The sequence below is a fragment of the Frigoribacterium sp. AP1 genome (assembly GCF_056680555.1).
The window spans coordinates 2,688,341-2,710,904 of record NZ_CM155288.1 but is presented as its reverse complement, the minus strand read 5'-3'; the positions used below and the strand labels follow the sequence as shown (position 1 = coordinate 2,710,904).

The following is a 22,564-nucleotide window of genomic DNA, read 5'->3' as shown; positions in this document are numbered from 1 at the left end:
GCAGTCGGAATGGTCCTGAGATCGTGAAGACGACGAAATCGAAGCAACCGGAGGTCACGTCACGGGATCGGGACGACGTCCCAGTCCGCGTCGTACTCGAGCAAGAACACCAGGTCGTCCGTGTCCGGCTGGAACATCGTGCTCACCCCGAACCCGACGCCCTGCTGACGGGGCAGGTCCGCATTGACGCCCATCGACTGCGGGGCATCACCCGGCCGGCCGGTCGGACCGCCGTCGATCTTCTGTCGCAGCTCGTCCACGGTGTCGGCAGGCAGTCCCACCGCAGCCAGCGCCTCCTGGTAGGCGGCCACGCCGGCTTCGGCCCCTTCGGCGGCGGGCGCGTCGACGCGCAGCGAGAACTTGCGCCCCGCGGGCACCAGCACCTCGCCGGACGTGGGATCGGTGACCCCCTCGGGCGAGTCGTTGAGCTGGAAGATCACCTCGTTGGCGCGCACGTCGACCGTCTTGCCCCCCGGCAGGAGGAACCGCACCGGGCGTCCCCCGCCGCCCGACGAGCTGTACGCACCCACCTCAACCCCGGACGTCGAACCGTCGCTCGTGTCGATGCCGAACGCCTCGGCGCTGGGCGGCACGGTGAGGTCCCAGACCTCGACGCCGTCCTCGGTGGTCATGGCTGTGGGCTGCGGACCGTTGTGGGTCACGGCGGGCTCGCTTCCGTCGGGTCGGCTGGAGGTGCTGGGGGTCGGCTCGGCTGCGGGTGTGCAGCCGGCGAGCAGGCCGACCGTGGTCGCGACCACCAGGGTCACGGCCAGTCGGCGGGTGCGGCTCACTGCCATACGAACTCCGTGTCGTGCAGGTCGTCGAGCAGGCCACCGAGGCGGTGGTCGAGACGTCGGTCGTCGATGCGGTCGGGAACGGAGCCGCCCACGAGCTCGCGGGCCCGCTCGGGGTCGCCGTGTGCAAGCTCCTGCCACGCGGGCAGGGTGTCGTTCTCGATGTAGTCCCAGCGCACGTCGAATTCCGAGATGTTCGTCGTCGGGATGTTGAAGGTCTCGATCTGGCCTTGGACCCCCGGGAGGCTCGGCACGTAGTCGAGGGGAACCGAGAAGCCTCCTTCGTACTGGCCGAGCGTCTTGGTGTCGGGGATGGACGCGTCACCGACGATTCCGAGCATGGTCGTCAGTGCCTCCCCGGTCGGCTCGTGGTCGCGCATCTGGTCGTAGCTACGCTGGATCGTGTCGTGCTGTTCACGATAGAGCAGCGCCTCGTTGCCCGAGTCGACGAGGTCGGTGTTGCCGGTGCGGATGCCGGTGTCGATGTCCTGCCAGGCCTGCAAGGTGGTCTGCGACGAGACGGCGGCCTGCTGCTCGCTCTGGTTCGGCCCCTTGAGCAACCCCGCGGCCTGCAGTTCGGTGATGCCCGCCATGCCGTCGGCGAGGTACGCCTCGTGCATCGTCGAGGCGTCGTAGAAGATGTTCTTCTGCATGTCGAGGAAGGTCTTCTCGTAGAAGGCGAGCTCGTCGTCACCCATCTGGGCCACCTGGTCGGTGAGCGGCCGCATCGACGGCGGCAGGAGCGGGGCGATCGTCGCGATGTGGTCGCGGAACGAGTGCAGGTCGAGGAACCCGGCGGCGAAGTCCGGCCCCACGAGGTTGGCCATGCCGGCCCAGGTGAAGTCGGGGTTGTCGAGGTACAGCGAGGCGTAGTACTCGTACGATCCGGCCACCTGGCCCATCAAGGCCGGGGCACCGCGCGAGGTGTCCCAGGTCGCCAGGTCGATGCCGGTCTTCTCGGCGGCCCGTGTGACGTAGAGCTGCTGCAGCACCGAGGCGTAGTGCAGGGGGTCGGCCCCGATGGCGCGCTCGGCGGCGACGATCGCCTGCATGATGGTGGAGGGCGTTCCCCATGCGGGCGGTGACGTCACGAGCCCCTCGAGGACGCTCGGGTTCGCGGCGAGCCACGCGGCCGCGACCTCGGGGTCCATGTGCGAGAGCAGGTCGACCGGGTCGTTGCCCTGGGCCTCGAGGAAGGCGGCGACGGCCAGGTCGAGGGAGCGGTTGGTGAGCGTGCCGCTGCCGGCCTGCTCGAAAGCGGTCGCGATGTGCTCGACCCAGGCGACGTCCTCGTCGTTCTCGTCGGCCAGTCGTGACCCGCCGTCGACGAACGACACGGTCCCGAGCGGAACCCACGAGCTGCCGCCGACGAAGCGTGCCCAGGCGTCGGACACGAGGCCGAGCTGCTGACGCAGGACGACGTTGCACGCCTTCGCCTGGACGACGAACGTCCGCAGGTTCTCGGTCGTGGCGCTGCTGGTGCCGGACCCGTTGCCGCTGCTCGTCCGGGTGCGCTGGGTGCTCGAGAACGCGACCGAGATCGGCGTGGGCGAGACGGGAGGCGTGGTGGGTCGGGGGTCGAAGAACTCCTCGACGTCGCCCACGAGATCCCCCAAGAAGGAGGCGCGGTTCCGGTCGTCGCGCTCGGTGTCGCGCGCCTGCCACGAGGCCAGTTCGTCGCGGCGGGCGTTCTCGGCGGTGGCTTGTTGCCCGGCCTTCTCGACCTGTTGGGCGAGGTCGTCCATGGCGTGGGCGAGCCGGCCGCGCTCCTCGGACTCGGTCGCGCACGCGACGCGGAAGAGGTCGGCGTAGCCCCCGCTGAAGCCGTCCATGGCCGTCTCGGCGGCGCTGCGCCGAGTCGTCCCCTGCCCTGTGAATGCGTCGTCTGCGGCCCGCGCGACCCTGATCAGCGCGGACGCGGCAGCGTCGTCGAAATGAACCCCCATGCCCCTGATGATAGGCGTGGATACCTCAATTCTGCACGACCCGCAGGCTCGACTGCCCGCCGGCGCCCCGGTTGGGGGGCACCTCTGGGGGCGACACCACGACGAGGCTGGCCTCCCCGGCACGAGGACGCTCACGTACTCCATCGACGTCACGCTCGACGGATGCATCGACCACCGTGAGGGTCGACCGGATGCCGAGGTCCACCGGCTCGCCGCGGAGGCTCTCGCGCAGGCCGACGGTCTGCTGCTGGGGCGGGTCACCTACGAGCTGATGGAGCAGTCCCGGCGCCCGCCCGCCTCCGACGCGTTCCCCGAATGGATGCAGCCCTTCGCGCGGACCATCCACGAGATCCCGAAGTACGTGGCGTCGACGACGCCCGAGAATGTCGACTGGAATGCCGAGCTGCTTGGCAGAGACCTGCGCGAGGCGGTGCGCGAGCTGAAGAGCCGTCCCGGGGGTCCGCTCCGCCTCGGAGGTTCCACCTTCGCCACCGACGTCGTCGGCTGGGGCCTGGTCGACGAGTACGAGTTCACCGTCCACCCCTGGGTCGCCGGCCACGGCCCCTACCTGCTCGCCGGCCTCCCCCATCCCCTCGACCTCATCCCGACCGCCCGCCACGACCTCGCCTCCGGCGCCGTCGCGACGACGTACCAGAAGCGGTACGAGAGCACCTAGAACCGACGACACCAAGGAGGCGCGGGCTGACTTCGAACCCGACTCTCACCTTTGTCCCATTGCTAAAACTGGGCCCCTCCGTCGGTGCGTGTCGGTGGTGCCACGTAGCTTGATGCCAGCAGCATGTTGCTGCCGATCTGAAGACGAAGGAGTCATTCATGCGCGTTTCTCCCTACCACTCGACCGTTCAGACAGACCCAGACGTGCACCACGTCTTCGACAACTGTCCGAACGGGCAGCAGATTCCGCAGGCCAACAAGAGACAGGGCACGAACAACTGGCCCCTGTGCGGTAACTGCAAGCGGATGTAGCTCCGTCGCGGGAAGCGACTTCGGTCGCTTCCCGCCTCAGGCCGGTCCCCTCTCGATACCGCGCGACCGCATACCGGTGGTCCAGAGGAACCGCTGTCAGCCAATAGATTCGAGGCCTAGTCGGGTGTTGCAGTGAAGGGGGAGCAAGTATGGCCATGGAAGACGGTGTGCGCTACGAGTCCAAGGCAGTCCGCTGCGTCCGAGGGATGGAAGGGCGTACTCGTTCGAAGTGGCAGCAAGAGGGCTGGGAGATCGTCGCTGAGTCGCGCGGCCGTTTACGGACCGAGTTCGTCTTCAGACGCCAAATACGGACTCGTCCGATTCGTTTTTATGTCCTAGGCGTTAGCGTCGTCGCTCTCGCAGTCGTAGGCATCGTGATCGGGGGTGTGATCACAGAAGCCAGAGAGGGTACCCAAACCATTGAGCCGAGTGCCGATGCCGCTTCGGATGTAACGGTTTTAGAGTCGCCATCACCAGACGCAACTTTGAGGCCGAGCGCACTCAGTGACGAGTCCCCCGTGACCATCGAAAACAGTGCTGCGTTCGCTGCACTCCTGCAGAACACTGATTATTGTGATGCCTCGATTGCTACCTTCGCGTCGATCCACCGAGATCACATGCTGACCTTCGACGGATATATAGCTGCACTCAACCTGCATGACGGAGCAAAAACCCGCTACGACCTCTTGCTGGGCGCCGGCGACTTCAGCGAGACATCGGCCGCCGGACCCGCCTTCCAATTCCGGGACGTGAACACGACGTCAGACCTCCACTACTCGGGCGCTGTTCCCGACTCGGTTGGCGTCGGAACAATGCTGCGCTTCACCGCACGGGTCGTCGATTACGAGCCCAAAACATGCTTATTCCAACTAGATCCCGTCACCACGCTGACTCGCTGAAGTTGTGGTTGCGTTCAAATCATCAAAGATCGGCAAGGATGCCCCTCGACATTAGAATGTCATCCTTGGACAGCCGATTCTTCTAGAAAATAGCAATGATCAGTATGCATGGCAAGTGTCGACAGGCTAAGAAAGTCGCGACACCATAGCGGCCAGCCGCACCGACGAGCGATTGTCTTACGACGCTTTCAGGACAACTACCATTATGGATATACGCGCAGACATCTCGGGGTCACCTAGCCACTCAAGCAAACCCCCCAATGGAACGCAGCAGCCTAAGGCCTCACCAGCCGCCCGTGCGCCTTCCTGTTGGCGGCACCTTTAGGTGCCTTACTCCCGGAGAAAGTACGGTGACCCAAGAAGCCGAAGGCCCGATGGCGACAAATTAGCGAACTTTTCGCCTCGTAACTATTGACGCGTCCCCGTCTTGTAGCGATTCAAAAGCAGTTCGCTCGTCAGACACAAAGCTTGTTATTAGAGGCCAAATGTCCCAGGACTCTGGGTTCTGGTCCGACAATGAGAATAAGATTCTCCCTCGATCGAGAACTATGTGCACGTCGGTCTGCACAGTGTGCCACCAAGGGTCGCTATTCGGCATTGAGAATGGAATCGCAAACCCCACGGTTGGTGCCGTGCCGAGTCGCAGCCACTCACGCCAATGTGCCGGGGTAACGTCTCTGGGCTTCTTCCTATAGTCAAACTGAACCGTATTTTGAGCCGCCACGACCATGAAACCCGAACGTCCATCCGGGAACGGATTCCAGACAAAAATGTCTACTCCATCGTCCAGGTAGTTGCTCGGAATGTCATCATCGCGAACCTCGATGCCAATTCGCTCTGCAAGCCATGCCACCGCTTCGGGAAAGATGCCTGGACGGCCACCACGCGGAGGCCATCCAAATTGAACACTCCTGGCCCCATCTCCCATATAAGACAAAAAGGCTTGCTCTGCTATGCCGTCGAATATTGGATCTGATCGCGGGAAGCCATGTGAACGTCTAAGATACGTTCCTTTCAGTGACAGAATGACGAGGGAAGCGTACAAATCCGAGATAGAGGATCGCTCGAACGAGATACCTCTTTCCTCAACCGCAAATGGGTACAGCATTCCGAAAGCACTAACCCGGCGGCTAATCTCCATCAACAAGTCGTCAACTTGCGCTTCCGTAGGTTGGTTCCCTGCGGGAAAGCACCGAAGAAGTTCCACTGCACTCAAGTAATCATCCTCGCCAAGAATGAGGCTTGCTTCGGCAAACTCGGCCAGTGAGTGGGAGTCGTAATCCACAGGAGTGGCGAGATGAGTCATTCTTCGAGCTCGTCTCGTTTGACAGCGATGGCTTCCATCTGCTCCTCGACCGTGGACTTGAAGTCTGACCAGAGCGACCCAGGCACCTCATGGTGATTCATCAAGAGAATTCGATCCATATCTCGCTTGATACGACCCACCGAGGTAGTGAATTGATCCGTAACATCGTCCATGGCTTCCAGCGCATCAGCGAGAATTCCCGAACCTTCTAGCACTTCTGTTGCGTGCGGATCACCGAGGACCTTCGCGAGGTCGCCGAGCTGTCGACTATCGGCAATAACCTTCCCGCCCCCACGATTATCCCCGAATATCCACACCAGCAGATAACCAAGGTGCTTCTTACTAGCATCTGGGAGCGGTAAATAATCTGGATTAGTGTACCTAGGCGCTTTTGCACCTAGGTAATTCTGGACACCACGTCTAGCCATAGCGTTTGTGAAAACACCAAACGCATCGCGAGCCTTGGACGTATCCAGTCCAAATTCCTTTTCACCCTGCTCAAGTATGTCGTAGTCCCGATACATGGCCTTGACCTCAGTAGGAGGACGACCCACCAAGTTTGCTACGTAATCAAGACTGTGATTCTCATTACTTACAAGACGAGCTATATACCGCGCCTGGGCGTGTGGATCCCAAGGCTCGATGCCTGAGATGTGCCTGAACCCTAGGAGAGGCGCGACGATAGCCTCATTTTTGACCACAAGTACAGGAATCGATGATGGAAGTTTGGCCGGCGGCAGTCGATTCCAGGCTTTGTTTTCCGATGCGAATCGCGCACGGAGAGCCGAACTGGCGAGTCCCTTGAGAGCAGTTAGGCGACGATTGCCTTCGATTACTCTAAAAAACTTGCCCTCGGGCACAGCGATCAACGGTTCACTCAAGAAGTACTCGTGCCTAGCGACGCTGTCCGCGATGCTCAAAGGATCGTAGTGCTTATTTATGTACCACGCTAGATCGTCCTGAGAAATGTCTGCCTTCTGCATATCTTGGGGCAAGCGAGGATTGTCCCAGTCAAGTAGAAGTTCAGACAGCTTTAAGTTCTTTAGTTCGCCAGAGCTTGATATTGAGGCCACAATCTGAGAGTAGATCACTTTTCGAGTTATGCCTAACGCAACACACTCTCTGCCCGAGATCTCAGGATAAATTGCTCATTCAGTCGGGGAGGTGGTGCGGCTGACAGGCATAGACAGGCTCGCCCACTTGTCAAGGCATGGCCCGTGCCCTACGTCTACGGACGTTAACGCGAGACCCAAGCCACAACTGAAAGCGCAAGGTAACGCTTCGAAGAGGAAGCGCCAGGGGCGAGCCTCTACCACGCTCTCACCTGCCTACCGAGCGCGATATTTCGAGCATCAGGTCGATCCTCCGGTGTGCTTGGCAGGTTCGACAAAGTACGACCCGCCAGCGAACGAAATTCCCCGCTACCTCCATCCATTCCTGTCTTCCCGAAACGGCTTAGCACGTCTTCAGAAACAAGAATTCGAAGATCATCTGAGATATTTATGACGCCCGAATCGTATGCCTTGTGGTGATTTCTACACAGAGCTACACCATTTGAGGTGGCGTCTGTACTTCCCGGCCAGGCAACTGGAACAAGGTGAGCAGCTTCAACTAAGCCGAGTTGCAACCCGCAGAACGCACAAGAATTTGAATACGCAGCTTTAACGCGAACACCAAAGTCCCACGCACGATAGTTACGTCGAACCGTACTCAGCACTTGAGCGCGAGGGTCCTCCACGGGGTTGGTTATCAGAGAGTCAACGGGCTGAGACGGCGATTCGAGGGGAATAGCGTTAATAGCATCCACGAAAGATTGCGATGCGTGACCGTGAAGTACTGAAGAATTCCAGAAATATGTGGACAAGAAAGCAGGGTCAATGGCGACGACGACGTCACCGCTATTGCGAAGTGAAGCGGCCAGCCCACGGTCGCGGGCGGATTCGATAGTCGCCTGCCGGACTTGAAGCGAGGGAGAACTGGCGTGGCGGTCTTGATGCGCCTCAGCATCCCAGCTAATGAAGACCTGGAACTTCTCACTCCACCCGATGACGACAGTGGTCTGGCCAGCCACAATCTGCGGGAAATCACCCGTGAATTGGACTCGATACTCGTCAGGCGCCCGCTTGCGTCCGCCTCCGTGCGTGGCGTTCCAGGCATACACCCGAAATGTTTTACTGGCGCCTCCCCCTGGAGGAGTCAGGGCGAAGAGGTAAGGCTTTGCACCCGCGCCGGAGATCTGAACGATGTCATTACCGCCCGCCGCGAGAGACTGCCGCACTTTCAGCTGAAGTTCACGGGGGGATAAAATCGGGTCTGACATCTCGTCAATGTATTGAAGTCTGCTCTCCAGCTGGAACCCCCCATTCGGGAGACTCCAACAGCTGCAGAATATTTTCAGCCAGAACTTTGGCAAGCCTGGGAGGTACAGCGTTTCCAACTTGTCGCCACTGCCGCTCCACATTGCCCGCCAAATACCACTCATCTGGGAACGTCTGGAGGCGCTTAACTTCCTCAATTCGCAGGATACGGTTTCTCCAGTGCAGGGGACCCATGTTATTTGACCGTCGTGCCTGAATAGTCCACGATGGCATATCAGGACTCAGCTTGAGCAGGAATGACCAATACCTGCTTCGCCATTCAAACTTCGGGTCTTTATACCCTCGCTTCTCGGTCAGGTACAAGTAGTTCTCGCCAGGGGGAATCAACTCAAGAAGATCTCGGTGTTTCCCACCGGCCATGTGTCCGGCGTCTTCAGCATTCTCGTCAGTATCTAGGTCGCCAATAACGCTGCCCGCACTACGCCAAGGCTCTATGTCCAAGCCCAGTCCCTTAGAGGGGTCCGCGTGCGACGGCTGCGGCCAGTCATAGGTGCCTCTCAATGTGCCAATGATGAAGAACCGCTGACGAATCTGAGGCACGCCAAAATCGGCCGCGTTCAGAACTCGAAAGTCGCACGTATAGCCAAGGCCTTCGGCCGTCTTAAGTATGTGATCCAAAGTTTCTTTGTGGACCTTGAAAGACATTCCTGCCACGTTCTCGAGCAAGAAAACCTTCGGACGTAGCCACGCAAGAGTTTCTAGGTAACCGCCGATCGTCACTTCACCGACTGGATCTTCCATCGCACGAGGCATCTCCGTACGGTAAAAGCGACTTTTCGAGAACGGCGGGCACGGAGGCCCACCTATCAATATCTCTATATCGTCCAATACCTCGCCTCCGAGGAGCGACCTCGCTTCACCTTCGGAAAATTGGGCGATGCTCCCAGCAAAAAATTTTGCATCAGGAAAGTTTGCCGAATGGCTTTGCGCGGAGAAAGGATCGTTATCGACCCCAAGGACGACATCAAATCCAGCTTGGACAAACCCCAAATCGAGCCCGCCGCACCCTGAGAACAGACTAAGAACCTTGGTTCGCCTCACCTGTTTTCTTCTTTCTTAGTAAGCGTCGAGAGCGCAGATTCGACCATGGCTGCAGCCATCACTGAGGGAACTGCATTCCCAATCTGCCGCACTTGTTCACGCCTCGGTCCTACAAACTTGTAGCCATCAGGGAATGATTGGAGTGCCGCCAACTCAGAAATTCGCAGTCTTCTACCGTCCCAGTGGAAAGGACCTGTCCAGGGGCCCGGGCTCGCAGGAATTGTCCAGGAAGGACGTTCAGGGTCTAACTTCAAAAGAAAGTTCCAATATCTCGTTTCCGTTTCGAATGTCGGATTTGGATGACCGGCCCAAGCGGTGTGAAACTTGTAATTCATTCCAGGAGGCACATCTCTGAGATGGTCTGCCCATCGACCCGTAATGACCTCCTCCGGGCGAGTAGTACCGTCATCCGCCAAGGCCTGCAATGCCTGCCCTGAAGTCAGCCACGGCGTAAGACCATCCTGGCCGCTCCTCGAATGCGTCGGGATAGGCGACTGGGGTTGTGCGGCTCGTGACCCGATAAGGAAGACGCGCTGGCGAGCTTGAGGCGCTCCGTAGTCTGTTGCCGTCGCTACGACAGTCTGCGTCATGTAGCCAGCGTCTATTGCGTCCTCGTTCAGTGCCTCGAAGATGTTTTTGTTTCGAGGGTGCAGGATGCTGGGTACATTCTCGAAAACAAACGCTGAGGCATCCGCTTCAAGAGTGAGTCGGAGAAATTCACTGACCAGGGTTCTCCTATTGTCGGGACGAGCTTCAAGGGGCTCGGACACCCTTTTGACGGCTTCGCCTTTGGTGCGCGCTCGTCTATAGGCTGCTTCGTCGCCCTTGTCGACCCAGTAGGCGGCCTTACTAAAAGGTTGGCACGGGGCTCCCCCAATGACGACAAGAGCTGCTTCGGCTTCCACACCAGCCAAATTTCTGAGCTTGTTGCCGTGGAGGGTAGTCACGTCCGCTTGCAGAACGTGCCCGCCGTGTAATTCTGGATTTGCGCGCATCGTCTCACAGGAGTACGCGTCACTGTCGACCGAAAGACGCAAGTCGCCACCTGCGAGACGCGCTCCGAGCCCGAGCCCCCCGGCGCCAGAAAACAAGTCGATAATCGGCACACCATTACTCACAAGGGTTCCCTTACTGCTAATCCAGACATGCTCGGCAACGTAGGCAAGACCACCGACATTCCTGCAGACATCCGACAGACAACCTAAGCAGGTTTCGAGTCGGCATAAGGGATGCGCGCCGCGCCTCGACGGGCAGACGCTCGACAATGCCCACGCCGAAGGCCGCGTCAAGAAAGAGCCCTCATCCGCACGCCCGTACTCGATACCCACTCGACCGCAGGATTTGGGGAGAGCGATCGATTTTCCTATGCTCACTCACCGGGGGGGGCTGACCGTTCCATACGCTTGCCAAGCGCCAATGCCCAACGCCGTTTCATTGGATTACCCCACCCAAAATCTGTTGAAGAAATTGATGAATGAGATTCGCCGAATCTGGTAGGTGGGCCAGGACACTCAGCCCCGGAGTCCTGACACCAGGATGTGGCGAGGGGAGGGAAACACTTATCCCACCGCCCATCTGTGTAAGACGATGGCACAACGTGAAACCAGCACGAAAGCTGCGAAGAAGAAGTAAGTCTTGATGCCCGACGCCGGGCCTAGCGGCAAGAGATAGCGAGGCAGGACCACTTAGGAGCGACTCCAAGTAAGTGGGATGCGGCCGGTTGAGACCGCCGCCACTCACAATTTGGTCGGGCTGACAGGATTTGAACCTGCGACCCCTTGACCCCCAGTCAAGTGCGCTACCAAGCTGCGCCACAGCCCGAGATCCGGGTTCGAAAAGCAACCCAGGTCTTGGTGTTGCCCCGACCGAGGCAACCCCACAACTATAGCCGATGAATGGGTGTGCCTGAGACCGATCCACGGCCGGGCGGACCGAACGGAGTGTTTCGCCCCGTTACAACGCACGGGACGGCAGGCACCCCGCCCACCTACCGTCGTGACATGCCTACCTCGACGACCCGCGCCTCCTCGGCTCTGCCGATCCGTCTGCGCGGGGTCGGGAGGCTATTCGGTGAGCGCACCGTCCTCCACGCCCTCGACCTGGACGTGACGGCCGGCGAGATTATCGCCATCGTCGGCCCCTCCGGCTGCGGCAAGTCGACGCTGCTGCGCCAGGTGGGCGGGCTCGACCACCCCGACTCCGGCACCGTCGACATCGACGACTCCCCCACCCGGCCCACCGACCAACGCTGCGCCATCGCGTTCCAGGAGCCGCGCCTCCTGCCCTGGCGCACCCTCCGCCAGAACGTCGAGCTCGGCCTGCCGAAGGGCGAGCGAGGCAGCAAACCAGACAAGGCCGCCGGCCGGGCCCGCATCACCGAACTGCTCGACCTCGTCGGACTCGGCAGCTCGGCCGGCCTCCGCCCCCGCCAGGTGTCCGGAGGCATGGCCCAACGCACCTCCCTCGCCCGCGCCCTCGCCCGGGCACCCAAGGTGCTGCTGCTCGACGAACCGTTCGGAGCCCTCGACGCCCTCACCCGCCTCCGCATGCACGACCTGCTGCTCGACATCCACCGGGCCGAACCCACCACCGTCCTCCTCGTCACCCACGACGTCGACGAAGCCCTCTACCTCGCGGACCGCATCGTCGTCCTCGCCGACCTCTCACAGCACCAGCAGTCCGCCGGCGCCCCGGGCGCCGCCGACACCACCGCAGGAGGCGCGGCGCACGCCGACACCGCAGGAGGCGCTCCCAGCATCCAGCGCATCGTCACCGTGCCCGGCGACCGACCCCGAGACCGCGACGACCCCGCCCTGGCCGAGCTGCGCCTCCGGCTGCTCGCCGACCTCGGCGTCCACCGCGTCCACGCCGGCAACTCGACCACCAGCACGCTGACCGCGACAGCCACCGCCGGCCACACCGGCACCGCGACCGCGACCGCGACCGCACCCGCACCCGCACCCGACCACCGCACCGCCCCCGACAGCACGGAGACGAACCGATGACCTTCCGCACCTCCCCCACCACCCGCACCCGCGCCTCCTGGGCCGGCGGTCTCGCCCTCGCCGCGGCGAGCGCCCTCCTCCTCACCGGCTGCGTCGCGGGTGAGGACGCCGGCACCGGCTCGGCCGACGCGGCAGGCACCGGCGCGAGCGACGGCGGATGGTCGACCGACACCCTCGACATCGACTTCGCGACCTACAACCCGCTCAGCCTCGTCGTGAAGGACCAGGGCTACCTCGAGGACGCCCTCGGCGACGGCGTCACCGTCAACTGGACCCAGTCGGCCGGCTCGAACAAGGCCAACGAACTGCTGCGCGCCGGAGCCGTCGACGTCGGCTCGACCGCCGGTTCGGCCGCGCTGCTCGCCCGCTCGAACGGCTCCCCCATCAAGACGATCGACGTGTACTCGCAGCCCGAGTGGTCGGCGCTCGTCGTCCCCGGCGACTCGACCATCACCGACGTGGCGGACCTGCGCGGCAAGACCATCGCGGCGACCACCGGCACCGACCCCTACTTCTTCCTGCTGCAGGCGCTCGACCAGGCCGGGCTCAGCGCCTCGGACGTGACGATCCAGAACCTGCAGCACGCCGACGGACGCGCCGCCCTCGAGAACGGCAGCGTCGACGCCTGGTCCGGGCTCGACCCGATCATGGCCGCCAGCGAGGCCGAGTCGGGCACCAAGCTGCTCTACCGCAACGTGGACTTCCTCAGCTACGGGTTCCTCAACGCCACCGAGTCGTTCCTCGAGGCGTCGCCCGACGTCGCGCAGGTCGTCGTCGACTCGTACGAGAAGGCCCGCGCCTGGGCGCTCGAGAACCCGGACGAGACCGCCGCCATCCTGGCCGAGGCCGCCGCCATCGACCCCGCCGTCGCCACCACGGTGATCGACCGCACCCACCTCGACATCGACCCCGCCCCCGGAGCCGACCAGCAGGCCGTGCTCTCGACCGTCGGCCCGATCCTCGTCGAGTCGGGCGACGTCCCCTCGCAGGACGACGTCGACGCCGCCCTCGACTCGCTCTTCGACGACAGCTACGCCAAGGCCGCGTCCACCTCGTGAGCGACAATCTCAGCGGCCGCGAGGCGGACGCCCGCCAGGTCGTCCGTTCTGAGGCGACGCGCGGCTCGGGCACCGTCGTCGCCGGAGCCCGGCGCGGCGACGTCAGCCACGCCGTGACCGGCACCTCCCTCGAGGAGGCGCGGGTCGCGTCCGACGCGCACCGCGCCTCCTCGTCCGGACCGCAGGAGGCGCGGGTCGCCGAGAACGGACGCCGCGCCTCCTCGTCCGGGTCGCCCGTCCCGCGACGCCCGGGCACCCCGGGTGCGACCCCTCCCCGCCGCCTGGCACTGCTCGGGGTGCTCGTGCCGGCCACCGTGCTCGCCGCCTGGGTGCTCGCCACCACCGTCGGCGGAGTGCCCTCGTACCGCCTCCCGTCCCCCGCGGACGTGGTGCGGGCAGGAGTCGACCTCGCCGCCACGGGTCAGCTCGGCCTCTACGTCGCCATCTCGGTGCAGCGGGTGCTGATCGGGTTCGTGGTCGGGTCGGTGATCGGGCTGGTCGTCGGCGCGGTCGTCGGGCTGTCGCGGGTGGGCGAGGCGCTGCTCGCACCGTCGATCGCGGCCGTGCGCGCGGTGCCGTCGCTGGCCTGGGTGCCGTTGCTGATCCTGTACCTCGGCATCGGCGAGGACTCCAAGGTGACGTTGATCGCGATCGGTGCGGCGTTCCCGGTGTTCACCACGGTCGCGGGGTCCCTGCGGCACGTCGACCCGCAGCTCGTCGAGGCCGGACGCGCCTACGGCCTGCGGCGGGTGTCGCTCTTCACCCGGGTGCAGCTGCCGGCCGTGCTGCCGTCGCTCGTGTCCGGGCTGCGGCTGGCGCTGGCGCAGGCGTGGCTGTTCCTGGTCGCGGCCGAATTGATCGCGTCGTCGATGGGCCTCGGCTTCCTGCTGACCGAGTCGCAGTCGAACGGACGCGTCGACCGCATCTTCCTCGCCATCGTGCTGCTGGCGCTGCTCGGGACGCTGAGCGACACCGTGCTGAACGTGGTGCAGCGCGTCGCGCTGCGCCGCTGGCGGTAGGCGTCGGGCGGCGACCGGCGTGACCTCGCCATGATGTGAACACGCCGCCACGCGATCTCGTGGCGGCGTGTTCACATCATGGCGGGATGCGCGCCGACGTCCGCACGCCACATCTACGTCCGCCGCCGTACCTCCGCCGACGCAGGACGCCAGGCGGTGGACACAGCGCCACGTCTAGTTGTGGCGCTGTGTCCATCTCGTGGCGCCGTAGCCCGATGAAACCCGCGCCCCGGCTGATCGGCCCGCCCGCCCGGCTGCTCGCCAGCCCGAGCCGCACAGTCGCGCCCAGCAGCGCCCCGCGCTACCGCACCACCGTCAGCCGGTAACCGCGCTTGATCACCGTCTGGACCAACCCGGGCTCGGGCAGCGCCCGACGCAGGCGACTCACCGCGACGTCGACCCCGTGGTCGTCGAGCTGCTCGGGGGCCGCGAGCGCCAACTCGTCCCGCGACACCGTCGCGCCTCGGGCGGTGACCAGTGCCCGGAACAGCGCCAAGGCGACCGGGCTGAGCGTCGACCGCCGTCCGGCGAGGCGCACCTGGTGCCCCCGCAGTTCGACGTCGCCGTAGTCGGTGCTCAGCCGGTGGGCCGCGTTCTGCTCGAGATGCTGGCAGAGCAGCCGGATCAGCGCTCCCATCCGGAATCTGTCGGGCACGATCGGCAGCACCCCGGCCTCGACCAGTGGTGCCGCGGTCACCGGGCCGACCGCGGCGACCACGACCTGGTCGCGCAGGGCGTTCTGCAGTTCGTCGAGCCGGCCGGCCCCGTCCGCGATCGAGAAGAGCGCGTCGACGGCGGGTGCGCTCGTGAAGGTGACGGCGTCGACGCTGCCGCCGCAGATCGCCGAGATCAGCCGTCGGACGCGAGTGACGTCCTCGTGGACGGTCCAGCGGTAGGGCGACACCGTCAGCACGGTCGCCCCCGCGTCCCGGAGCCGGTCGAGCTGCGCCGGATCGGTCAGTCCGTGCAGCTGGACGGCGATGGTCAGGCCGGCCACGTCGCTGCGCAGCACGAGGTCGACGAGGGAGGTCGTCGTCTCGCGCTCGCTCATGCCCTGGTCATCGAGCCCGGCCGCGCGGATCGCCCCGCGCGCCTTGGGACCCCGCACCACGATCCGGGCGCCGGCGAGCGCCGTCACCAGGTCGTCGCCGATGCCGGCCGCGTCAGCGGCGTCGAACCACCGCCTCATGCCGTACGAGGTGGTGGCCAGCAGCACGTCGGGTCGGGCCGAGATGATGCCGAGCGTCTCGTCGACCAGCGTCTCGTCGTCCTGCACCCCGGTCATCCGGATCGTGGGCGCGTGCACCACGTCGGCCCCCCGACGCTCGAACGCGGCGATCAGTTCCTCGGACCGTCGGTCCGAGGTCACCGCCACGCGGAACCCCTCGAGTTGGTCCGGCTGGAACGCCGCGACGCTCGCGGCGCCGTCGACGTCGGTCACGCCGTCACCCGGGCGTCGGCGGTCGACGCGGCACGGGACGCGGCACGAGACCCGACGGTGGAGGCGACACGAGACCCCTCCGCCCCGACGGGACGCGGCGCCGCGAAGGCCACGAGGTCGGCGACCTCGTCGAGGCCGGCGTCGGCCACCCGCACGACCTCGCCGATCACGATGACGGCCGGTGAGCGGAACGTCCCGACCAGCGCGTCGACCTCACCCAGCGTCGTGACCGTGCGTCGGCTGCGGTCCGTGAAACCGCTCTCGAGCACCGCCATGGGCGTCTCGACGCCCAGGCCGTGACGCCGGAGCCCGGCGGCGGTCTGCGGCAGGTTGGCGACGCCCATCAACACGACGATCGTGCCGCCGAGTCCCACCAGGTGGCGCAGCTCGTCGTCGGAGAACGGCACGTGACCCGACAGCACGGTGAAGGCCCGGCTGACCTCCCGGTGGGTCACGGGGATGCCGGCTTCCTCCGGCACGGCGATCGCGCTCGTGACGCCGGGCACCACGGTCACCGGCACGCCGGCCCGTCGACAGGCGGCGACCTCCTCGCCCCCGCGCCCGAAGACGAACGAGTCGCCGCCCTTCAGTCGCACGACCCGCCGACCCCGCACCGCGTGGTCGACGAGCAGCGCCTCGATCTCGTGCTGCGGGACGGCGTGGTGACCGGGGGTCTTGCCGACGTCGACCAGCTCGGCGCCCGGCGCCAGCTCGGCGACCCGGTCGCCCGGCCCGAGCCGGTCGTGCAGCACGACGTCCGCAGCAGCGAGCGCGGCCCGGCCCGCCAGGGTCAGCAGCTCGGGCGCGCCCGGTCCCCCACCGACGAGCGTCACGTGCCCGTGCGGCGACGGGTCGGTGGCGGGTGCGGTGGCCAGGGGCACCTCGAGGGCGGCGGCCGACGCGGTGATCGCGAGCCGCGCCTCCTCGGGTCCCTCGACCCAGACGACGAGGTGCAGGAGGCGCGGTCCGGCACCTGCGAGCATCTCGCCGAGGTGCCGCGTGGCATCGTCCGCCGGCCGCGACTCGACGACGGCCCCGTCGGCCCGCACGGCGGCGACGGCGTGGCGTGCCCGGTCGGGTCGGCCGACGACGAGCACGTGTCGACCGATGAGGTCGAGGGTCAGCTGCATGGTCAGGCCTCTCGCACGGGGATGCGGTCGCCCGCGAGCAGGACGCTCGAGGAGCGGCGTTCGTCGGGCGTCGCGGGTCGTGGCTGGTCGCGTTCGGTGACGCGCGCGATCGACGGGTCGGGGGTGTCGGGGGCGTTGACGAACGACCGGAACCGCTTCAGACGTTCGGGGTCGTCGAGGGTGAGTGCCCACTCGTCGACGTAGTCGCCGACGTGCTGCACCATGGCCGCCTCGAGCTCGGCCGCGATGCCGAGCGAGTCGTCGCAGACGACGGCCCGCACGTGGTCGAGGCCGCCGTCGAGCTCCTCCTGCCAGCGGGCGGTGCGTTGCAACCGGTCGGCCGTGCGCACGTAGTACATGAGGTAGCGGTCGATGTAGGCGATGAGCGTCTCGTCGTCGACGTCCTTGGCGAGCAGCTGGCCGTGCACGGGCTGGAACCCGCCGTTGCCGCCGACATAGAGGTTCCAGCCGTTCTCGGTGGCGATGACGCCGACGTCCTTCGCCCGGGCCTCGGCGCACTCGCGGGCACAGCCCGAGACGCCCATCTTGAACTTGTGCGGCGAGCGCAGGCCCCGGTAGCGCTCCTCGAGGTAGATGGCCATGGCCACGCTGTCCTGCACCCCGAAGCGACACCAGGTCGAGCCGACGCACGACTTCACGTTGCGCAGGCTCTTGCCGTAGGCCTGGCCCGACTCGAAGCCGGCGTCGACGAGCAGTCGCCAGATGTCGGGCAGCTGCTCGAGCCGGGCCCCGAACATGTCGATGCGCAGGCCGCCCGTGATCTTCGTGTAGAGCCCGAAGCGTTCGGCGACCTCGGCGATGACCTTGAGCTTCGCCGGACTGATCTCGCCGGCCGGGATGCGCGGCACCACCGAGTAGGTGCCGTCCTTCTGCATGTTGGCGAGGGCCCGGTCGTTGGTGTCCTGCATCGGGCCGGTGTCGCCGTCGAGGATGTACGCGTGCGTCTGCGTCGCCAGCACCGAGGCGACGACGGGCTTGCAGACGTCGCAACCGAGCCCCCCGCGGCCGAAGCGCTCGAAGACCGCCGCCGCCGAGCTCAGGCCGAGCACGCGGACGGCCTCGAAGAGCTCGGCCCGCCCCATGGCGAAGTGCTCGCAGAGCGCGGTCGACACGGCCACGCCCGCCTTCGTCAGCTCGGCGTCGAGGGTCTTCTTCACCAGGGGCACGCACGAGCCGCACTGCGTGCCCGCGCGCGAGCAGGTCTTGAGCGTCGCGAGGTCGGTGCAGGCCTCGCCGTGGGCACCCGTGATCCAGCCCCGGACGTCGCCGACCGAGACGTCGTTGCAGGCGCAGATCTGCGCGTCGTCGGGCAGCTCGACGTCGACCGCGCCCTCGGCGCCGGACGCCGCCAGGAACGCGGCGGGCTCGGCGGGCAGTTCGCGACCCAGCAGGGGGCGCAGGGTCGTGTAGGGCGTCGCGTCGCCGACGAACATGCCCCCGAGCAGCGTCTTGGCGTCGGCGCTGACGACGAGCTTCTGGTACAGGCCGCGGGCCGGGTCGGCGTAGACCACCTCGAGCGCCCCCTCGGTGCGGGCGGTCGCGTCGCCGAACGAGGCCACGTCGACGCCCGCGAGCTTCAGCTTCGTGGCGTCGTCGATGCCGCCGAACACCGCGGCACCCCCGGCGAGGCGGTCGGCGACGACCTCGGCCATGGCGTTCGTGGGGGCCACGAGCCCGGTGCAGACGCCGTCGACGCTCGCGACCTCGCCGATCGCGAACACGCCCGGAGCCGAGGTCGAACAGTCCTCACCGACGACGACGCCGCCGCGCGGGGCGACCTCGATGCCCGCCGCGCGGGCGAGTTCGTCCCGCGGGGTGATGCCGATCGAGAAGACGACCACGTCGGCCCCGACGGTGCGGCCGTCCTCGAGCACCACGCCGAGCACGGCTCCCGAGGGTGCGGTGAGCACCTCGGCGGGGCGGGTGCCGAGGTGCAGGCCGATCCCTCCGGCCGTGACGATGCGACCGAGCGCCCGCCCGGCGCCCTCGTCGAGCTGGGCCGACATGAGCCAGCGGCCACTGTGCACGACGCTGGCCGTCGCGCCCAAGGCGGCCGCGCCTCCTGCCGCCTCGAGTCCGAGCAGCCCACCACCCACTACGACGACCCGCGCCGGGCGTCCGTGGCGCTCGGCGAAGGTGGTGACCTCGTCCCGGAGGGCGTCGACGTCGTCGATCGTGCGGTACACGCGACCGGCCCCGGCCCCGGGGATCGGCGGAACCGTCGCGGACGACCCGGTGGCGAGCACGAGGGCGTCGTAGCCGAGCTCGTGACCGTCGCTCGTGGAGGCCGTCCGGCGGTCCACGTCCAGGGCCTCGACCCGCACGCCGCCCAGGTACGAGACGCCGCCTGAGCTCCACACCGACCCGGCACCCAACGTCAGGTCGACGGCACCGGCGAGCCGGGTCGAGAGCGCGACGCGGTCGTAGGGCAGGTGGACCTCTTCACCGACGACCGTGACCTGCGCCACCGGCCCGTCCGCGGTGGCACGGGCGGCGAGCGCCTCGGCCAGGCGGTGGGCGGCCGGGCCGCCGCCGACGACGAGCACCCGCGGGACCGGGCGCGCGGACGGAATGCTGACGGATGCAGTGGCGATGTCGTCCACGGGGTCCTCCTCGGGCGGGGGCTGGTCGGGTCGACCCGGTCGCGGGCCGGGCGGGTCGGCCCGAGCCCGACGCTACGACGCCGGCGTCACCGGCACATTGCGCGCGTGTGACGCACTGTGTCGCGAGTCTCACCGTTCGCTCGGAGAACGGTGAGGTCTTCGTTACCTGGCCGTCACGCCGCCGGGCCGTCCCCGAAACACGCGACTCGTAGCGTCACCGGTGCCCGGACACCACCTGCCGCACCCTGCCGAGAGGGACCCCGTGACGACGACAGACATGACGACGACCGACGTGCTGACGACGACCACCCGCCACTCGTGCACCACCCCCTGCACGCTCGTGAGCGCGTGCGCCTGCGCGGCCGCCGAGGCGAGCACGACCTCGGCCGCGGTCTGGACGGCCGTCTGCCGACTCGACGACCTCGCCCCGATGTGGGCGGAGGCCGCGCTCGTCGGCAGCTCGCAGGTGGCGGTCGTCCGGTTGCCCGACGACTCGATCCGCGCCTTCGGTCACCTCGACCCGCTGACCGGATCGGCCGTGATGGCCCGAGGAATCGTGGGCTCGCGCGCGGGACGACCGACCGTCGCCTCACCCCTCCACAAGGACGTCTACGACCTCGAGACCGGCGCCTGCCTCACGAAGCCCGACCTGCGCCTCCCGATCTGGCGGTCGCGGGTGGTCGAGGGCACGGTCGAGGTCTCGCCGGCCCGGGCCCTGGTGGGTGCGTCGCACGGCACGTCCGACCCGGTAGGCCGGCGGGCGGTGGCCGCCCTCCTGGCCGGGGTGCGTGAGGCCGCGCCCGAACTGACGGTCGTCGACTCCTTCGTCGACGTGCAGCAGCCCGACGTGCCCACCACGGTCGACCGTCTCGACGACGATCGTGGAGCCGCTCTCGTGCCCCTGCTGCTCTCGGCCGGGTACCACGTGCACGTGGACCTCGCCGAGGCCGCCGCCGACGCCGCCCCGCGACCCGTCGTCGTCACGGGCGCCCTCGGCCCGGACGACCGACTCGCCGCCGTGCTCCATCGGCGTTTGCTCGAGGCCGGCTGGCGCGAGGGCGACCTCGTCGTGCTGGCGGCGGCCGGGTCGAGCGACGCGCGGGCGGTCGCCGACTGCGTGACGACGGCACGAGCCCTGGAAGCGCGGCTCGGCAACCCGGTCACCGCGGCCTTCATCTCCGCCGCCGAGCCGCGCGTCCCCGCGGCGGTCGCCTCCGCCCGTGCGTCCGCCCCGAGCGGGACGCGGGTCGTGGTGGCGACCTACCTGCTCGCCCCCGGCTACTTCGCCGACCTCGCCCGCGCCTCCGGAGGCGACCTCACCAGTGCCCCGCTGCTCGTCGACGACGGGGAGACTCCCCCGCCCGAACTCGTCGAGATCGTGCTCGAGCGCTGGCGGGCCGGTGCCTGAGCGAGGTCGCCGGGTCGCCCGTCGACCGCGCCGCGCGACCGTCGCGTCCGCGATCTCTCACCGCCGTCCGGTCGACGAGAGCAGAACGTTACGGTCGCGCAACCCGAGCGAAACCGTTGCACGTAGCTCCTGATGATCGACTGACGTCAGCCCCCCACACCCCGCCCCCGAACCGAAGGAACCCGATGCCGAACCTCTTCTCCCCGTTCACGCTCAAGGGTGTCACCCTGCGCAATCGCATCGGCATGTCGCCGATGACCATGTACCGGTCGACCGACGGCAAGATGGACGACTTCCACGTCATGTACCTGGGCGCTCGTGCCGCCGGCGGGTTCGGTCTGGTCTTCCCCGAGCAGATCGCCATCACCCCCGACGGTCGCACCACGACGCACTGCGCCGGCCTCTACGACGACGACCAGATCGAAGGTCACAAACGCGTCACCGACATGATCAAGTCGATGGGTGGCGTCCCGGCCATCCAGCTCGGCCACACCGGCCGCAAGGGCAGCCTCGTCACGCCCTGGGAGGGCGGTCACATGCTGCCCCCCGAGCACGAGGCGGGATGGCAGACCCGCGCCCCTTCCGCCATCGCCTACGGAGGCACCCTGCCGTACACCCCGCGCGAGCTCACCGTCGACGAGATCGCCCAGCTGATGAAGGACTACGCCGCGACGACCGAACGCGCCCTCGCCGCCGGCTACGAATGGGTCGAGATGCACTTCGCCCACGGCTACCTCGGCAGCGAGTTCTTCTCCCCGCTGGCGAACCAGCGGACCGACCAGTACGGCGGTTCGCTCGAGAACCGGTCGCGGTTCCACCTCGAGGCCCTCGACGCCGTGCGGGCCGTGTTGCCCGACCGCATCCCCCTGACGATGCGCCTCGGCATCGACGACCTCCACCCCGGCGGCATCGAGGTCGACGAGTCGATCACCGCCATCGGCTGGATGAAGGAGCACGGCCTCGACCTGGCCGACCTCAGCATCGGCTTCAACACCGACGACATGCGCGGCGACGTCCCCATCGGCAAGCTCGGCGGCATGCTCGGTCACGCGAAGCGCGTCCGCGACGAGGTCGACATCCCGGTCGCGACCAGCTGGAACCTCGGCGTTCCCGAACTCGCGAACCAGGTCATCGCCGACGAGGGCATCGATCTGATCTACCTCGGCCGCTCGGCCCTGGCCAACCCGCACTGGCCGGTCTACGCCGCCCGTCAGCTCGGCTTCGACGACCCGTTCAGCCTCGTGCCCGAGGACTGGGCCTGGTGGCTGCGCAACCTGCGCGGCGCCCCCGAAGCGATCGGCTGGCCCCTGCCGCCCGAGTCGGCTGCGGCCGGGCTCGCCGGTGCGGCGGGTGTCTCGGCCTCGGCACCGATCGTGGACGAGCTCGCGGCCTCGGAACCCGCCCCGACGTCGCCGCCCGTCGGGGAAGCCGTCCCCGACACCGCCGGCGGCTCCGCCGAGCTCGTCGACGCGTAGGCGCCCAGGGCGGGGCCCCAGCCCGTCACCGACGAGGACACGTCGTCACGGAA

At 66.5% G+C, this 22,564-nt stretch carries 17 protein-coding genes and 1 tRNA gene; 7 read left to right on the top strand and 11 right to left on the bottom strand.

Going from position 1 to position 22,564, the window contains the following annotated elements; all coding sequences use genetic code 11:
• Positions 1–59 precede the first annotated feature (59 nt).
• Both AC1MBW_RS12915 and AC1MBW_RS12910 read right to left on the bottom strand, forming a co-directional pair.
• A complete protein-coding gene (locus tag AC1MBW_RS12915) occupies positions 60–797 on the bottom strand; it encodes a hypothetical protein (protein ID WP_480024720.1) in 738 nt (245 codons plus the stop codon).
• Positions 788–2,740: a hypothetical protein gene (locus AC1MBW_RS12910; RefSeq protein ID WP_480024719.1), complete on the bottom strand. Its 1,953-nt coding sequence runs from the start codon at positions 2,738–2,740 to the stop codon at positions 788–790. The genes AC1MBW_RS12915 and AC1MBW_RS12910 overlap by 10 nt, the downstream gene beginning before the upstream one ends.
• 16 nt (positions 2,741–2,756) lie before the next feature.
• Between AC1MBW_RS12910 and AC1MBW_RS12905 the strand changes: the two genes are divergently transcribed.
• A complete protein-coding gene (locus AC1MBW_RS12905) occupies positions 2,757–3,416 on the top strand; it encodes a dihydrofolate reductase family protein (protein WP_480024718.1) in 660 nt (219 codons plus the stop codon).
• A gap of 829 nt (positions 3,417–4,245) precedes the next feature.
• Positions 4,246–4,626: a DUF4839 domain-containing protein gene (locus AC1MBW_RS12900; protein ID WP_480024717.1), complete on the top strand. Its 381-nt coding sequence runs from the start codon at positions 4,246–4,248 to the stop codon at positions 4,624–4,626.
• Positions 4,627–5,011: 385 nt separating this feature from the next.
• Here the strand turns inward: AC1MBW_RS12900 and AC1MBW_RS12895 are convergent, their stop codons facing one another.
• The 6 genes from AC1MBW_RS12895 to AC1MBW_RS12870 form a co-directional block, all read right to left on the bottom strand.
• On the bottom strand, positions 5,012–5,932 hold the full coding sequence (locus AC1MBW_RS12895; protein ID WP_480024716.1) for a hypothetical protein: 921 nt from the start codon (positions 5,930–5,932) through the stop codon (positions 5,012–5,014).
• Positions 5,929–7,023, bottom strand: coding sequence for a hypothetical protein (locus tag AC1MBW_RS12890; protein ID WP_480024715.1), 1,095 nt, complete (start codon positions 7,021–7,023; stop codon positions 5,929–5,931). The genes AC1MBW_RS12895 and AC1MBW_RS12890 overlap by 4 nt, the downstream gene beginning before the upstream one ends.
• A 218-nt stretch (positions 7,024–7,241) precedes the next feature.
• The gene (locus tag AC1MBW_RS12885) at positions 7,242–8,252 is read right to left on the bottom strand and encodes an HNH endonuclease (protein WP_480024714.1); all 1,011 of its coding nucleotides are present in this window, start codon (positions 8,250–8,252) and stop codon (positions 7,242–7,244) included.
• 4 nt (positions 8,253–8,256) lie between these two features.
• Positions 8,257–9,351: a DNA cytosine methyltransferase gene (locus AC1MBW_RS12880; protein ID WP_480024713.1), complete on the bottom strand. Its 1,095-nt coding sequence runs from the start codon at positions 9,349–9,351 to the stop codon at positions 8,257–8,259.
• Positions 9,348–10,469 carry a DNA cytosine methyltransferase gene (locus tag AC1MBW_RS12875; RefSeq protein WP_480024712.1) on the bottom strand — a complete coding sequence of 374 codons (1,122 nt, stop codon included), beginning with the start codon at positions 10,467–10,469 and terminating at the stop codon, positions 9,348–9,350. The genes AC1MBW_RS12880 and AC1MBW_RS12875 overlap by 4 nt, the downstream gene beginning before the upstream one ends.
• A 626-nt stretch (positions 10,470–11,095) precedes the next feature.
• Positions 11,096–11,172: transfer RNA gene (locus tag AC1MBW_RS12870), tRNA-Pro, on the bottom strand.
• Between the two features lie 179 nt (positions 11,173–11,351).
• Between AC1MBW_RS12870 and AC1MBW_RS12865 the strand changes: the two genes are divergently transcribed.
• From AC1MBW_RS12865 to AC1MBW_RS12855, 3 genes are all read left to right on the top strand, one after another.
• Positions 11,352–12,356, top strand: a complete 1,005-nt coding sequence (locus AC1MBW_RS12865) for an ABC transporter ATP-binding protein (RefSeq protein ID WP_480024711.1) — start codon at positions 11,352–11,354, stop codon at positions 12,354–12,356.
• Positions 12,353–13,414, top strand: a complete 1,062-nt coding sequence (locus AC1MBW_RS12860) for an aliphatic sulfonate ABC transporter substrate-binding protein (protein ID WP_480024710.1) — start codon at positions 12,353–12,355, stop codon at positions 13,412–13,414. The genes AC1MBW_RS12865 and AC1MBW_RS12860 overlap by 4 nt, the downstream gene beginning before the upstream one ends.
• A 113-nt stretch (positions 13,415–13,527) precedes the next feature.
• Positions 13,528–14,433: an ABC transporter permease gene (locus AC1MBW_RS12855; RefSeq protein ID WP_480026117.1), complete on the top strand. Its 906-nt coding sequence runs from the start codon at positions 13,528–13,530 to the stop codon at positions 14,431–14,433.
• Between the two features lie 301 nt (positions 14,434–14,734).
• Here AC1MBW_RS12855 and AC1MBW_RS12850 read toward each other — a convergent pair whose 3' ends face one another.
• The 3 genes from AC1MBW_RS12850 to nirB are packed head-to-tail and all read right to left on the bottom strand — an operon-like array spanning position 14,735 to position 19,628.
• The gene (locus AC1MBW_RS12850; protein ID WP_480024709.1) at positions 14,735–15,874 is read right to left on the bottom strand and encodes a uroporphyrinogen-III synthase; all 1,140 of its coding nucleotides are present in this window, start codon (positions 15,872–15,874) and stop codon (positions 14,735–14,737) included.
• Entirely contained in the window at positions 15,871–17,004 is a 1,134-nt protein-coding gene (gene cobA, locus AC1MBW_RS12845) for a uroporphyrinogen-III C-methyltransferase (protein WP_480024708.1), read from the bottom strand. Before cobA ends, AC1MBW_RS12850 begins: the two co-directional genes overlap by 4 nt.
• A gap of 2 nt (positions 17,005–17,006) precedes the next feature.
• The gene (nirB, locus tag AC1MBW_RS12840) at positions 17,007–19,628 is read right to left on the bottom strand and encodes a nitrite reductase large subunit NirB (RefSeq protein ID WP_480024707.1); all 2,622 of its coding nucleotides are present in this window, start codon (positions 19,626–19,628) and stop codon (positions 17,007–17,009) included.
• A gap of 262 nt (positions 19,629–19,890) precedes the next feature.
• Between nirB and nirD the strand changes: the two genes are divergently transcribed.
• Together nirD and AC1MBW_RS12830 are read left to right on the top strand one after the other, a co-directional pair.
• Positions 19,891–21,036, top strand: a complete 1,146-nt coding sequence (gene nirD, locus AC1MBW_RS12835; RefSeq protein WP_480024706.1) for a nitrite reductase small subunit NirD — start codon at positions 19,891–19,893, stop codon at positions 21,034–21,036.
• Positions 21,037–21,221: 185 nt separating this feature from the next.
• Positions 21,222–22,511: an NADH:flavin oxidoreductase/NADH oxidase gene (locus AC1MBW_RS12830; protein ID WP_480024705.1), complete on the top strand. Its 1,290-nt coding sequence runs from the start codon at positions 21,222–21,224 to the stop codon at positions 22,509–22,511.
• The last annotated feature ends 53 nt before the right edge of the window (positions 22,512–22,564 follow it).

Excerpts from the sequence above, each read along its gene's own strand:
- AC1MBW_RS12915 (WP_480024720.1), bottom strand. The coding sequence starts at position 797 with ATGGCAGTGAGCCGCACCCGCCGACTGGCCGTGACCCTGGTGGTCGCG.
- AC1MBW_RS12910 (WP_480024719.1), bottom strand. The coding sequence starts at position 2,740 with ATGGGGGTTCATTTCGACGACGCTGCCGCGTCCGCGCTGATCAGGGTC.
- AC1MBW_RS12895 (WP_480024716.1), bottom strand. The coding sequence starts at position 5,932 with ATGACTCATCTCGCCACTCCTGTGGATTACGACTCCCACTCACTGGCC.
- AC1MBW_RS12885 (WP_480024714.1), bottom strand. The coding sequence starts at position 8,252 with ATGTCAGACCCGATTTTATCCCCCCGTGAACTTCAGCTGAAAGTGCGG.
- AC1MBW_RS12865 (WP_480024711.1), top strand. The coding sequence starts at position 11,352 with ATGCCTACCTCGACGACCCGCGCCTCCTCGGCTCTGCCGATCCGTCTG.
- AC1MBW_RS12860 (WP_480024710.1), top strand. The coding sequence starts at position 12,353 with ATGACCTTCCGCACCTCCCCCACCACCCGCACCCGCGCCTCCTGGGCC.
- cobA (WP_480024708.1), bottom strand. The coding sequence starts at position 17,004 with ATGCAGCTGACCCTCGACCTCATCGGTCGACACGTGCTCGTCGTCGGC.
- AC1MBW_RS12830 (WP_480024705.1), top strand. The coding sequence starts at position 21,222 with ATGCCGAACCTCTTCTCCCCGTTCACGCTCAAGGGTGTCACCCTGCGC.